Consider the following 13,166-nt stretch of genomic DNA (forward strand, 5'->3'; position numbering starts at 1 on the left):
GGGCCCTCAGAGGCGACCCCTCGGGGGCCGGTGGTGTCGGCTTCGTCGGCTCCCTTCGTCGTCCGCGTCGCTCGCCCCGGCTGTCACGTCACTCTCGCCTCGTCACCCCCGCCCGGTCACTCCTCCGGCCACTTGATCGAACACCCTCGCGAGGGGCGGTCGGGGATGTCGACGGCCTCGCCGGCGAGCACGGCGTCGACGGCGTCGCGGACGTAGTACTCGGTCGGCTCGTCGTCCGGGTTCAGCGCGTCGTCGAGGCGGCCGTGATACCGAAGCCGGAACGCGTCCCCGTCGCGGCCGAACAGGAACGGGTCGGGGGTACACACCGCGCCGTACGCGTCCGCGACCTCGCCCGTCTCGTCGCGGAGGTACGCGTCGTACGCGATCGTCCCGTCGGCGACGCGGTCGCGCATCGCCTCGAAGGAGTCGTCGGGGTACTCGTCGGCGTCGTTCGGATTGATTCCAACGACCGCCAGATCCTCGTACTCGGTCGCCAGATCGTTGAGGAGGTCGAACTTCGCCTGCGCGTACGGGCAGTGGTTACACGTGAACACCACGAGCAGGGCGTCCGCGTCGAACGAGTCGAGCGTGTACGTCTCGCCGTCGGTGCCGGGTAGCTCGAACGGCGGCGCGGCGTCGCCGCGATCGAGGTCCGAGTCGGATTCCGTTGCGACCATACGCGCCCCTTCGGGTGCCGGCCGCAAAACCGTTCCGCGGAACCGTTCCGCGAGGCCGACTCCCTGAGGTGTTCAGCGGCTTGCCCCGCCCCACCGTGCGGCGGCTCCCGCCGCGATGTGGGCGACGACGACAGCGCTCAGCACGCATCCCGCGACGACGGCGCACACCGCGATCGCGAGAGACCACTCTCGGAGCACCCGGCCCGTCGACCGGATCGCGGCGAGGGTCACGACCGCGAGGAGCGCGCCGAGGGTGACGCCCGGGATGAGCACCGGGGACGAGGGTCCCTGCGGCGCAGAGCCGGTTCGGTCGCGTCCCGCTCCTCGTCGGGAGCGGGAGCGTTCCCGAGCGTCCGGTCCCCGCCGTCGCTCCGGCGCGTATCGCCCCCGGTCTGCCGGATCGTCTCGCGGTCGCATGGGGCGGGTGGCCGCGGCATCGGTCCTAAATCGTCACCTCGTCGCGTTCGGACCACCCCGCGCCCGCCCGAAACCGGCCTGAGTCGTCGTCACGATCGCGGCACCCGACGCCCGGCCGCCGACGGTTCGCGATCACCGGTGACTCGTGGGTTTTAGGGTGGGGAACTCGTACCACGGGTATGTCCACCCGGGAGCCGTCATACCGAACGCTCCGGCTGCTGTGCGCGAACGCGGTCGGCATGGCCGGGTTTCTGCTCGCGTTCGCCGTCGCCGGGGAGTTCGCCGTCGCGCTCGTCGCGGCGCTTCTCATGGCGGCGATCGGGTACGCCGCGTCCAGCGCCGTCGTCGCGTACGCGTCGGCGTGACGGACGAGGCGCGAAATGTAAAATGGAAATAATTACTATATCACCTATTCGATGCGTAAACGGATGACGACACGGGACGGTCACAGGACGGACGCGCTCGCGGCGGACCTACAGTCAGATCCGGTGCGGGTGCTGCTCGTCGCCGATCGCCCGGAGGTGGGGGACCGTGCGGCGACGGCCATCGAAACTCACGCCGACCGGTTCGCGGTGACGACAGCCGCCGACGCGGCCGAGGGCCTCAGTGTCATCGACTCGGGCGAAGTCGACTGCGTCGTCAGCGGCTACGACCTGCCTGGAATGGACGGCGTGGAGTTCCTCAGAACCGTCCGGGACCGAGTCGGCGACCTCCCGTTTCTGCTGTTCACGGCCCACGGATCGGAGGCCGTCGCGAGCGAGGCGATCGCCGCGGGCGTCGACGAGTACCTGCCGGTGGGCGGTGGCACCGACGGCTCCGCCGACCCTGCCCCTCTCGACACCAGCGATCTCGAGCACGCCGACGGTCCTTACGCGACGCTCGCCTCCCGCATCGCCCGCGCCGTCTCTCGATCGCACACCGAGCGCCGGGTGACCGAGCACCTCGATCGGATGACGGACGCGTTCTGCGGCATCGACGAGTCGTGGCGGCTCACGTATCTCAACGAGCGGGCGGCGGAACTGGTCGAGCGCGACGCCGAGGACCTGCTCGGGGACCGGATCTGGGACCGCTTCCGGGCGCTCCGCGGGACCGAGGTCGAATCGCAGTTCCGCGACGCGATGGCGTCCGGCGAGCCGACCACCTTCGAGTTTCACTTCCCCGGGCCGGACCTCGATCTCGCGATCGACGCGTACCCCTCCGACACCGGCCTGTCGGTGTACTTCCGCGACGTGACCGAGGAACGCGAGCGCGAGCGCGAGCTCCAGGAGCTCTCCGAGCGGTTCCGACTCGCGGTGGAGGGCGCCGACGTCGGGGTCTGGGACTGGGACATCAGGAGCGGCGAGGTGCGGTTCGACGAGCGGTGGGCCGGCATGTTGGGATACGACCGGTCCGAGATCGCCTTCGAGCTCTCGGAGTGGGAAGAGCGTGTCCACCCCGACGACCTCGAGGAGACGTGGGCGGCGCTCGAGGAGCACTTCTCCGAGGAGACGGCGTATTATCAGTGCGACCATCGGATGGAAGCGAAATCTGGCGACTGGAAGTGGATCCGCGACCGCGGGCGCGTCGTCGAGCGCACCGACGACGGGGAGCCGGTTCGCGCCGTCGGGATCCACATCGACGTGACCGAGGAGAAGGAGCGAGAGCGCGACTTGGAGCGCTACCGGCGGATCGTCGACGAGCTCCCCAACTCCGTGGCCCTGTACGACGCCGACCGGCGATTCGCGGTCGTCAACGACCGACTGACGAGGGTGTACGAGACAACTCGCGAGGAGCTCATCGGTCGGCCGAGTCCCCTGTTACAGCAGCTCCGCGAGGACCGAGACGACGACCCGTTCGCGGAGCTGGTCGCGGGAGAGCGCGAGGCGCTGTCCGGAACGGTCGAACTCGACATTCCCGAGCGCTCCGACGCGATCATCGACTTCTCGCTGCGCCGGCTTGCCATCAACGGTGAGTTCGACGGCGTGATCAGCATCACCCGCGACGTGACCGTGGAGCGCCGTCGCCAGCGAGAGCTCGAACGAACCTCCGCGCGGCTGGAGGCCCTCTACGAGGACTCGCCGGACATGATCGACATCCACGACGAGGCGGGCGAGATCGTCGACGCGAACCCGGTGATGGCGGCCGAACTGGGCTACGACCGCGAGGAGATCGTGGGAATGGACGTCTGGGATATCGACGCGGAGCTGGACCAGTCGGAGGGTGTCGACCTCTGGCAGTCCATCGAGATGGGCGAGACGCGCCGGACAGAGACGACGTTCCGACGGGCCGACGACACCACGTTCCCGGTCGAGGTCCAAGTTCGCCGCGTCGACGTTCAGGGCGAGGATCGCTTCCTCGCCACCAGCCGCGACATCTCGGAGCGGAAGGCGTACGAACGCCGGATCGAACGCGAAAACGAGCGGCTCGACGAGTTCGCGAGCATCGTCTCGCACGACCTCCGAAACCCGCTCAACGTGCTCTCCGGATACCTCCGGCTCGCCCGCGAGACCGGCGACGAGTCGTACTTCGACCGCTGTGAGACCGCGCTCGACGAGATGGAGCGGCTGATCGAGGACGTGCTCACGCTCGCCCGGCAGGGCGACACCGTCGGCTCGGTCGATCCGGTCTCCCTCGCCGAACTGGCGACCCGACACGCGAACGACGTGCTCGGATCCATCGACGGCTCCGAGAGCGGCGGGGACGGATCTGCGGGGGCGATCGAGGTCGTCGTCGAGACCGAGGGGGAGGTGCTCGCGGACCCCGGGCGGACCAAGCGACTGCTCCAGAACCTCTTCCGAAACGTGGCCGAACACGGCGGGGACCGCGTCGTCGTCGGCGACCTTCCGGACGGGTTCTACATCGAAGACGACGGCCCCGGGGTCCCCGAAGACCGGCGCGAGGAGGTGTTCGAGAGCGGCCACACCACCTCCGAGTCGGGGACCGGATTCGGACTCGCCATCGTCGAGCGCATCGCGGAGGCCCACGGCTGGGACGTGACGCTGACCGAGGGTGACGACGGGGGCGCTCGCTTCGAGTTCACGGGCGTCGACCGACACTGAGGACGCTCCGCGGGCGGTTCTGCGGCTCTCGAGTCGGCGTCGTCGATGCAAAAAATTGTCGAACTGCTGAACCGTTCGCGCCGCCGGCTCAGAACGCGCCGGTGTAGACGCTGATGTCGGCGTGGAGCTCGTCGCGCAGCGCGGTGTGGACGTGACAGATGCCCTCGGCGCGCTCGGCGATGTCGGCCGCGGTCTCCTCGTCGAGGTCGGCCTCGACGTGGACGTCGAAGGCGATGGACTCCAGGTCGTCGTCGTCGTCGAGCGCCGCGCTCGCGTCGATCTGGACCTTGCCGAGCTCCTCCTCGCCGCGCTGGCTCCCGCCGACTCGGAACGCGGGGAGGTAACAGGAGGCGTACGTCGCGACGAGCGCGGCGTTCGGGTTCGGTCCCGTCTCGTCGGTCGCGTCGATCTGCATGTCGAACTCGCCGACCTGACTCGTGCAGGCGTACCCTTCCTCGGAAACGGTGGATGTCTCGATGTCTGCCATGGTCGTCTTCCGGTTCGGTCTCGCGAGGATAAAGGTTACCGGCATCGGCACGCCGGGCGCGCTCTGCCCGGCGCGCTCGGTCGGCCGCTCGGTCAGTCGTCGCCGCGCACGTCCGCCGCCGGTCCCGTCGCGCCGCGGAGGTCAGCCTCGATCGCCTCGAGCGTTCGGCCCCTCGTCTCGGGGACGGTCCGGTAGGTGAAGAGCAGGGCGACGACGCTGCACGCGCCGAACAGCCAGAACGTCGCCGGGGTACCGATTCCGTCGAGCAGCACGGGGAACGACAGCGCCACGGCGAGGTTCGCGAGCCAGTTGGCGACGGTCACGAGCCCCATCGCGCTCCCCCGGACCGCGAGCGGGTAGATCTCGGAGATGAGGAGCCAGAACACCGGCCCGAGTCCGATCGCGAAGAACGCGACGAACGACACGAGCGTGAGCGTCGCGAGCCAACCGACCCCGCCGGTGGGGTCGGCGAACTGGAAGACGAGGCCCGCGACGGCCAGCGACCCGATCATCCCTCCGGTCCCGACGAGCAGGAGGGGGCGCCGCCCGACGCGGTCGACGAGGAGGATGGCGACGACCGTCATCGCGACGTTGACGGTGCCGATGAACACCGACGCGAGGATGGACTGCGAGCTTCCGAACGCGGTCGATTCGAGGATCGTCGGCGCGTAGTACATCACTGCGTTGATCCCGGTGATCTGCTGGAAGATCGCGAGCCCGAGTCCGACGACCAGGGCCGGGCGTATCCACGGGCTGAGGAGGTCGCGGACGCCGTTCCCGGACTGCGCCTCGACGGTCGACTCGATCTCGGAGAGCTCCGACTCGATATCGCCGTCCCGCGTACGGCGAAGCACGGCACGGGCCTCGTCGGTTCGCCCTTCCTCGTAGAGCCACCGGGGGCTCTCGGGCATCCGGAGCATCCCGACGGCGAGCACGACGGCGGGGATCATCCCAGCGCCGAGCATGATCCGCCAGGACCCGGAGCCGGAGAAGGCGTAGTTGACGAAGTATGACGAGAGAATCCCCACGGTGACCATCAGCTGGTTCAGCGACGTGAGTCCGCCGCGGACGGACGGGGGTGCGATCTCGGAGATGTACAGGGGGCCGACGATCGACGCGAAGCCGATGGCGACCCCGTCGATCATCCGCCCCGCGACGAGCACTTCGACCGTCGGCGCGACCGCCATCAGGAACGAACCGACGAAGAACACCCCGGCCGAGAGGAGGATGAACCGCTTGCGACCGATGCGGTCGGACAGCTGTCCGCCGACGGCCGCGCCGGCGGCCGCCCCGACCATCGCGCCGCTGACGACGATTCCCTCCACCAATGGCGTCAGCTCGAAGGCGGTGTCGATGAAGAGGATGGCTCCGGAGATGATCCCCGTGTCGAACCCGAACAGAAGACCGTTGAGCGCTGCGAGCGCGGAGACGACGTACACGAACCGTCCGCCCTCCCCGCGGATCACAGCCCGCATATCTGCGGTTGACATGGCGTACCAATCCGACGGTAACCGTCTTTTATTTAGAAGGCTTCTGATTTATTATTAATTTAAAAATGTTTGATTGTTATATGCCAGTCGAGGTGAAAATGAATCTACTACGCGCTGAATAATATTTATTCGAACTCGAATAGTATTCTACACTCGCGAGTCCGCGGCGACGCAACCGCGGATCGAAGGCCCGAGTGCCGCGGCTCGCCGGGTAGGTCGTTCGGTTATAAAAACGACCGCTGTCGCGTGCCGGGGCGACTACTCCAGTACGTACGTCTCGTCACCGTCGAGGACGACGGGCTCCGCCGCGGCGCCGGCCGCCTTCACCTCGTTGACGAACTCCCGCGTCTCGATCTCGATCGGCGGGAACGTGTCGTAATGCATCGGGAACACCACGTCGGCGCCCACCCAGTCGGCGGCGATGCCGGCCCCCGCGGGCCCCATCGTGAAGTGGTCGCCGGTCGGGAGCGCGGCGGCGTCGGGTTCGAGGTACGGCGCGATCACGTCGACCATCTCGGACATCAGCGACGTGTCGCCGGCGTGGTAGAACGTCGTGCAGTCGGGGTCCGACTCCTGCGTCGGCTTCTTGTCGCCGATCACGAAGCCGGCGGGCATTCCCGCGGAGTAGTCGGGGTCGTTCTCGATCCCGTTCGAGTGGTCGGCGCGGACCATCGTCACCCACGCGTCGCCGCACTCGACGGTGCCGCCGATGTTCATCCCGCCGGCGGGAACCGTGTGCTCGTGGCCGAACTCCTCCTGGACGTAGGCGGTCAGTTCCGGCGTGGCGACCACCGTCGCCTCCGGAAACGCCGCGGCGTCGGCGATGTGGTCGCTGTGGCCGTGAGTCAAGAGGAGGTAGTCGGGGTCGAGCTCCCCGGGGTCGACGTCGGTCATCGGGTTGTCGAAGAACGGATCGATCAGGAGCTCCGTGTCATCGACGACGACGTGCCACGTCGAGTGGCCGTGCCAGCTGAGTTCCATGGTACGCGTAGCACGTCTCGGCGAGTCATAATAAAAGCCGACGCCGCGGTCACCCCGCCCGCTGGGAGAGGAGTTAACCCCCCGCCGTTCGAATCGGTCGCCGATGCCCTCCACGCGGAACGATCCCCCGCCAGGGACCGACCGATGTCGCGAGTGCGATCGGGCGGTCGCCCCCGACGCGAACTTCTGCCCGGGCTGTGGCGCCGACCTGCGTGCCGCGGATTCCCGAGGCGACGCCCCGTCGGCGTACTGCGCGGCGTGCGGCGCCCCCGTCGCGGCGGACGACGAGTTCTGCGCGAACTGCGGCGCGCCGTGCGGGGACGCCGAAGTCCTGACCGGCGAGGCGGCGGCGAGCGGCGACGACACGGACTCGGAGGCCCGGCAAGCCTTCCGCGCCCGGGTCCGCGACCACCTCGACGCCGGCTGGGAGCTCACCGAGGACCACGGCGACCGAGTCGTGCTCGTCGACCGGGACATCGGCTCGATCCCGGTCCACATCCTCCTGCTCGTGACGACCGGCGGCGTCGGGAACCTGCTGTACGGCTGGTACCACTACGCCGAGCTGGCGGAGACGCGCCGGCTCAGCGTCTCCGACGGTCCGATCCCCGACGGGGAACTGCCGACGCGCGGCGACGACGACCCGCTCGTCACGCTCTCCGGATACCTCTTGGGCGGCATTCTCCTGCTGATCGGGCTGGGTATCGCCGCCGTCGGGGCCGAAGCGGGAGCGACCGCCGGAGCGCTGTTCGGGCTCGGCTTCGCCGCGATCGGGCTGGCGCTGACGCCGCCCGCGGAGCGGCGGCTGGAGCGCCGCCACGGCCTCTCCCGGTTCGGGCGGGTCCGCACCGTCGACCACCGGATCACCCCCGCGACGGAGCGGACGGCGGCGCCCTGCGTCGTCTGCGGCGAGGCGTTCGAGCGCGGGGTCGTCCGCCGGCGCCGCGACGAGACGGTCGTGGCGGGCGTCCCGATTCGGACCCACTCCATCAGCCACAACCACTACTGCGCCGACTGCGCCCTCGCGGAACTGTTCGGCGACGGGAGCGACGCCGCGACGCTGGAAGGGGTCGTCGCCGACTCGGAGTCGTCCGGCGAGAGAGAGTCGGAATCGCCCGACGAGACGGGGTCGAAATCGCCCGGCGAGACGGGGTCGAAATCGCCCGGCGAGACCGGATCTGAGTCGCTGGATCGCGCCGAGTAACCCGCCCCGTTTGCCTCACCGGGAACGCTTTTGCGGCGGCCGCTCTATCGTCGGCGCATGCATCACGTTCGATTCCGCGACCCGGCCGGTTCGATCCGCGAGGGAACCTACGATTCCGAGACCGACACCGTCGCTTTCGCGGGCGAGGAGTACGCGCTGGACGATCCCGCGATCGACGTGCTTCCGCCCACTGAGCCGACGAAGATCGTCTGTATCGGCCGCAACTACGCCGACCACGCCGACGAACTGGGCAACGAGGTTCCGGACCGCCCGCTCCTCTTCTTGAAGCCGCCGAACGCGCTGGCGAGCCACGGCGACGAGATCACGGTGCCCGCGGGGAAAGACCGGATCGACTGGGAGGCCGAGATCGCGGTCGTGATCGGCGAGCAGTGCAAGGACGTCGACGCCGCCGACGCGATGGACGTCGTGGCCGGCTTCACCTGCATGAACGACGTGTCGAACCGCGACGACCAGAATCAGGAGCAGAACTGGGTGCGCGGCAAGGCGTTCGACGGCGCCGCGCCGCTCGGCCCGGTGCTGGCGACCCCCGACGAGGTCCCGGACGACGCGAGCGTCGAACTCCGCGTCAACGGCGAGACGAAGCAGTCGAGCGACCGCGCGCACCTCATGTTCGACGTGCCGACGCTGATCGAGGAGATCACGACCTACCTCACCCTGGAGGCGGGCGACGTGATCTCGACCGGCACGCCCGAGGGCGTCGGCGCCCTGTCGGACGGCGACACCGTCGCGGTCGAGGTCGAGGGCGTCGGGACGCTCGAACACGACGTGCGCGTTCCCTGAGCCCGCGAGGGACGGGCCTGCCGCCGTTGTGCGTCTTCTCCCCCTGTTTGTGCGCTTCCCTCTCGCTCTCCTCCGTCCCGTCTCCGCTCGTTCCGGTCGAGCGTCTGCGCTCCCTGTCGCCCGATCGCACACCGTGTTTCCGGTGAACGATCGGTTCGGCCACTCTTAAGAGCGCCGCGCCCGGATCGACGCCCATGCAACCACGGGATCTCTCCGATCACTCGCCGTACGTGCCCGGCCGGGGCGTCGAGGAGGTCGCCCGCGACCGCGGGATCGACCCCGACGACCTCATCAAGCTCTCCTCGAACGAGAACCCCCTCGGCCCGAGCCCGGCGGCCGTCGAGGCGATCCGCGAGCACGCCGACCGCGTCCACCAGTATCCGAAGTCATCGCACACCGACCTCACCGCGAAGCTGGCCGAGAAGTGGGACGTGTCGACCGAGCAGGTGTGGGTCTCGCCCGGCGCCGACGGCTCGATCGACTACCTCTCGCGGGCCGCGTTGGAGCCCGGCGACGAGGTGCTCGTCCCGGAACCCGGCTTCGCCTACTACGCGATGTCCGCCCGCTATCACCACTGCGAGGTCTCGGAGTACGCCCTCTCCCCCGACGACGGGTTCGCCCAAGACGCCGAGACGGTGCTGACCGCCTACGGCGGCGAGCGGATCGTCTACCTCACCTCGCCGCACAACCCCTCGGGCTCGACGATGCCGCTCGACGAGGTGCGGGCGATCGCTGACGCGACCGCCGAGGAGACGCTCGTCGTCGTCGACGAGGCGTACGGGGAGTTCGCCGAGGTCGACAGCGCGATCCCGCTCGTCGACGAACGCGACGACGTGGCGGTGCTCCGGACCTTCTCGAAGGCGTACGGACTCGCCGGGCTCCGAATCGGCTACAGCGTCGTCCCCGAGGCATGGGGGGAGGCGTACGCCCGGGTGAACACCCCGTTCGCGGCGAGCGAACTCGCCTGCCGGGCCGCGCTCGCCGCCCTCGACGACGAGGGGCACGTCGCGGAGTCGGTCGAGACCGCGCGCTGGGCCCGCGAGTACATCGCCGACGAGCTGGACGCCCCGACCGTCGAGTCGGCGGGGAACTTCGTGCTCGCCGAGGTGGGCGACGCGGAGCGCGTCGCCGACGCGGCACAGGAGCGCGGCGTGATCATCCGCGACTGCACCTCCTTCGGGCTCCCGGACCACGTCCGGATCTCGACCGGCACGCGCGAGGGGACCCGCGAGGCCGTCGACCGGCTCAACGAGACGCTCGCCGACCTCGGGCTGGGTGTCCGGGCGTGAGCGAGGAGCCAGCCGACGCCGGAGACGGCCGGCCGACCCGCGTCGCGGTCACCGGCACTCCCGGCACCGGCAAGTCGACGGCGACCGACCTGCTCGCCGACGAGTACGAGGTCGTCCACCTCAACGAGCGCATCAAGGGCGACGAGTCGCTCTGGACCGAGCGCGACGCCGACCGCGACACGCTCGTCGCCGACCTCGACGCGGTCCGGGACCACCTCGGCGACTGGACGGGCGTCCTCGACTCCCATCTCGCCCACCGGTTCGATGTCGATCGCGTGGTCGTCCTGCGCTGTCACCCCGAGACGATCGAGGCGCGGCTCCGCGAGCGCGGCGAGTCCGCCGCGACCGCCGAGGAAAACGCGGAGAGCGAGGCGCTCGACGTGATCCTCTCGGAGGCGGTCGCCGAACACGGGACGGAGAGCGTCTACGAGATCGACACGACCGGCCGCGACCCCGAAGCGGTGGCCGACGCGATCCGCGCGGCGATCGAGGGTGAGCGCGAGCCGAGCGCGGGAACCGTCGACTTCATGGATTATATATGAGCCCGCCGCGACGGTCGGATCGATAGATGACACTCGACCAGTACCGCTCCGTCGCGGACCGCCTGCTCGGCCCGTGGGTGCGCGCCGCGGCGCGGCTCGGGCTCTCCCCGGACCAGGTGAGCGTCATCGCGTTCGGCGTCGCGATCGCCGCGGCCGGCGCGTTCGCGGTCGGTGAGCCCGTCTTTTACCTCGCCGGAGCGGTCTGCGTCCTCCTCAACGGCTGGCTCGATCTCGTCGACGGCGCGCTCGCGCGCCACCTGGAGATCTCCTCCGACGGCGGCGACCTCCTCGATCACGTGCTCGACCGCTACGCCGACATCGCGGTGATCGCCGGGTTCACCGTCGGAGTGGACGCGTACGCGCTCGGCTTCGCGGCGGTGACCGGCGTGCTGATGACCTCGTACATGGGCACGCAGATCCAGGCGGTCGGCATCGGCCGCGAGTACGGCGGGCTGCTCGGGCGCGCCGACCGGCTCGCGCTGATGGGGATCGTCGGCGTCGTCGCCGCGGTCTACTCGGCGCCGATCGTCGCCGGCCTCACCGTCGTCGGCCTCCTGCTCGCGCTGTTCGCGGCCGTCGGTCACCTCACCGCGGTCCAGCGGTTCCTCGGCGCGTGGAGCGACTTATAACGCTTCGCGCCGGCGTCGCCCCGCTCCGAGAGCGAGCGCAGAGGAGAGACTCCGCCCGCACACGCCGGCCACCGGCGAGGGAACGCTTAAAAGCGTCCGGGCGGAACGGGTGCGTATGCCCACCTTCGAGCTGAACCTGTCCGACGACGTATACGCGGAGTTTCAGCAGCTCGCCGAACAGGAGTTCGTGTCCGAGGAGCAGGCCGCCGAGGACCTGATCGCGTCCGGCATCGAGGCGTACAACGTGAGCGTCGTTGACGACGAGCCCCGCGACGAGATGCTCGACGGCGCCGAGAACAACATGTTCGACACGGCGGAGGACCCGGGAAGCCTCGAAGACGACCGACTGTAGTCGAGATCTCCTCGCGAACTGAAGCCTGTTGCGCGGACGACCACCACGCTAGTAGCCGAGCCGCAGCACCCGGTTCGCGAGCAGCGTTACCAGCCCGACTCCCATCACGCCGGCGAGCAGCCCGAACGCGACCGGCCACCCGGCGGCGTCGGAGACGGCCCCGACGACGACGCTCCCCGACGCGCCGACGACCATGTAGGCGGTCCGGACGAGCCCGAAGCCGGCGCCGCGCTCCGCGTCCGAGAGGAGGTCCATGAACCGCGACTGCAGCGGCGCGCCCCACGACATCGCGAGCCCCACGAACCCGACGCCGGCGACGGTGACGGGGACGCCGAACCCGAACTCCGCCGCCGCGACGAGCAGGCCGTAGCCGACGACGCCCGCGGCCATCGTCGCCATCACGGTCGCGTCGCGGCCGATCCGGTCGGACACCGACCCCGTCACCGGCTGCGTCGCGCCGTGGACGAGGAAGTACAGCGAGAACAGCAGCGCAGACAGCCCCGTCGACAGTCCCGTCCCGAACTCGAGGAACGACGGGAGGAAGGAGGCGGTCGCCTGCCACGTGAACGCGCCCATCGTCGCCAGCGCGGTCGTGTAGAGGATCCCGGGCCGGGAGAGCAGCTCCGCGAGGGGTCCGAGCGCGAACCGCTCGCGCACGGGCTGGTCGGGTCTGAGCGGCTCGGTGGGGCGCACCCGCCACGCGAACAGCGCGAACACGGGGACCGCGGCGGCGACGCCGAGCGCGATCCCGGCGCGCCAGCCGTACCGCGATCCGACGACCGCGGCCAGCGGCGGGGCGGCGAGCCCCGCGATCGGCCCCCCGGCGACGTGGACGCCGATGGCCCGGCCGATGTCGTCGAACTGCCGCGTGAGGAAGGTGGTCGCCACCGAGTAGTGGAGGCCGGCGCCCGCGCCCAGCACCACGGCGAAGGCGATGAACGCGACGATCGACGGCGAGAGGGCGATGAGCAGGGAGGCGACCGCGGTGGCGCCGACGGCGGTCAGGATGACGGCGCGCTCGCCGTACCGGTCGCCGAGCACGCCGGAGGGGAACTGCGAGAGCGCGTATGCCAGCCACATTCCGGACAGCCCGAGGCCGACGGTCGCGTTCGTGACCCCGAACGCGACGCGTATCTGCGGGATCAGCGGGCTGATCACCAGCCGCGCGACCATCGTCGCGGTGAACGCGAGCGTGCAGAGGGCGAGCGCGGTGTGTTTGTACCGCCAGTTCACGGTCGCCGTTCACGACCCGGGTCAAAGCG

At 69.8% G+C, this 13,166-nt stretch carries 14 protein-coding genes; 8 read left to right on the forward strand and 6 right to left on the reverse strand.

The window, feature by feature from the left end; genetic code table 11:
- Positions 1–116 precede the first annotated feature (116 nt).
- Together ACT4MF_RS09465 and ACT4MF_RS09470 are read right to left on the reverse strand one after the other, a co-directional pair.
- Positions 117–677 (reverse strand): thioredoxin family protein, encoded by a 561-nt coding sequence (locus ACT4MF_RS09465; protein WP_099254608.1) that lies wholly within the window; start codon positions 675–677, stop codon positions 117–119.
- A 72-nt stretch (positions 678–749) separates the two neighbouring features.
- A complete protein-coding gene (locus tag ACT4MF_RS09470; RefSeq protein WP_444682437.1) occupies positions 750–1,094 on the reverse strand; it encodes a hypothetical protein in 345 nt (114 codons plus the stop codon).
- Between the two features lie 179 nt (positions 1,095–1,273).
- Between ACT4MF_RS09470 and ACT4MF_RS09475 the strand changes: the two genes are divergently transcribed.
- Entirely contained in the window at positions 1,274–1,459 is a 186-nt protein-coding gene (locus ACT4MF_RS09475; RefSeq protein WP_099254610.1) for a hypothetical protein, read from the forward strand.
- Positions 1,460–1,522: 63 nt separating this feature from the next.
- Positions 1,523–4,132 carry a PAS domain-containing sensor histidine kinase gene (locus ACT4MF_RS09480; protein ID WP_444682436.1) on the forward strand — a complete coding sequence of 870 codons (2,610 nt, stop codon included), beginning with the start codon at positions 1,523–1,525 and terminating at the stop codon, positions 4,130–4,132.
- Between the two features lie 88 nt (positions 4,133–4,220).
- Here the strand turns inward: ACT4MF_RS09480 and ACT4MF_RS09485 are convergent, their stop codons facing one another.
- From ACT4MF_RS09485 to ACT4MF_RS09495, 3 genes are all read right to left on the reverse strand, one after another.
- Positions 4,221–4,619 carry an OsmC family protein gene (locus tag ACT4MF_RS09485; RefSeq protein ID WP_099254612.1) on the reverse strand — a complete coding sequence of 133 codons (399 nt, stop codon included), beginning with the start codon at positions 4,617–4,619 and terminating at the stop codon, positions 4,221–4,223.
- Positions 4,620–4,711: 92 nt separating this feature from the next.
- A complete protein-coding gene (locus ACT4MF_RS09490; protein WP_099254613.1) occupies positions 4,712–6,109 on the reverse strand; it encodes a sugar porter family MFS transporter in 1,398 nt (465 codons plus the stop codon).
- A gap of 258 nt (positions 6,110–6,367) precedes the next feature.
- The gene (locus tag ACT4MF_RS09495; protein WP_444682435.1) at positions 6,368–7,090 is read right to left on the reverse strand and encodes a metal-dependent hydrolase; all 723 of its coding nucleotides are present in this window, start codon (positions 7,088–7,090) and stop codon (positions 6,368–6,370) included.
- 103 nt (positions 7,091–7,193) lie between these two features.
- Between ACT4MF_RS09495 and ACT4MF_RS09500 the strand changes: the two genes are divergently transcribed.
- The 6 genes from ACT4MF_RS09500 (at position 7,194) to ACT4MF_RS09525 (ending at position 11,904) form a co-directional block, all read left to right on the forward strand.
- On the forward strand, positions 7,194–8,291 hold the full coding sequence (locus ACT4MF_RS09500) for a zinc ribbon domain-containing protein (RefSeq protein ID WP_444682434.1): 1,098 nt from the start codon (positions 7,194–7,196) through the stop codon (positions 8,289–8,291).
- A 57-nt stretch (positions 8,292–8,348) separates the two neighbouring features.
- Positions 8,349–9,092, forward strand: coding sequence for a fumarylacetoacetate hydrolase family protein (locus ACT4MF_RS09505; RefSeq protein ID WP_099254616.1), 744 nt, complete (start codon positions 8,349–8,351; stop codon positions 9,090–9,092).
- 194 nt (positions 9,093–9,286) lie between these two features.
- Positions 9,287–10,381, forward strand: coding sequence for a histidinol-phosphate transaminase (gene hisC / locus ACT4MF_RS09510; protein WP_099254617.1), 1,095 nt, complete (start codon positions 9,287–9,289; stop codon positions 10,379–10,381).
- Positions 10,378–10,923, forward strand: a complete 546-nt coding sequence (locus tag ACT4MF_RS09515; protein WP_444682433.1) for an adenylate kinase family protein — start codon at positions 10,378–10,380, stop codon at positions 10,921–10,923. Before hisC ends, ACT4MF_RS09515 begins: the two co-directional genes overlap by 4 nt.
- Positions 10,924–10,949: 26 nt before the next feature.
- Positions 10,950–11,552 carry a CDP-alcohol phosphatidyltransferase family protein gene (locus tag ACT4MF_RS09520; RefSeq protein WP_099254619.1) on the forward strand — a complete coding sequence of 201 codons (603 nt, stop codon included), beginning with the start codon at positions 10,950–10,952 and terminating at the stop codon, positions 11,550–11,552.
- Between the two features lie 115 nt (positions 11,553–11,667).
- Positions 11,668–11,904, forward strand: coding sequence for a DUF7120 family protein (locus ACT4MF_RS09525; RefSeq protein ID WP_004045847.1), 237 nt, complete (start codon positions 11,668–11,670; stop codon positions 11,902–11,904).
- Between the two features lie 48 nt (positions 11,905–11,952).
- Here ACT4MF_RS09525 and ACT4MF_RS09530 read toward each other — a convergent pair whose 3' ends face one another.
- Entirely contained in the window at positions 11,953–13,137 is a 1,185-nt protein-coding gene (locus ACT4MF_RS09530) for an MFS transporter (protein WP_444682432.1), read from the reverse strand.
- Positions 13,138–13,166: the final 29 nt, after the last annotated feature.

The organism is Halorubrum sp. FL23 (assembly GCF_052439115.2).
In the GTDB taxonomy this organism is placed as follows: domain Archaea; phylum Halobacteriota; class Halobacteria; order Halobacteriales; family Haloferacaceae; genus Halorubrum; species Halorubrum persicum.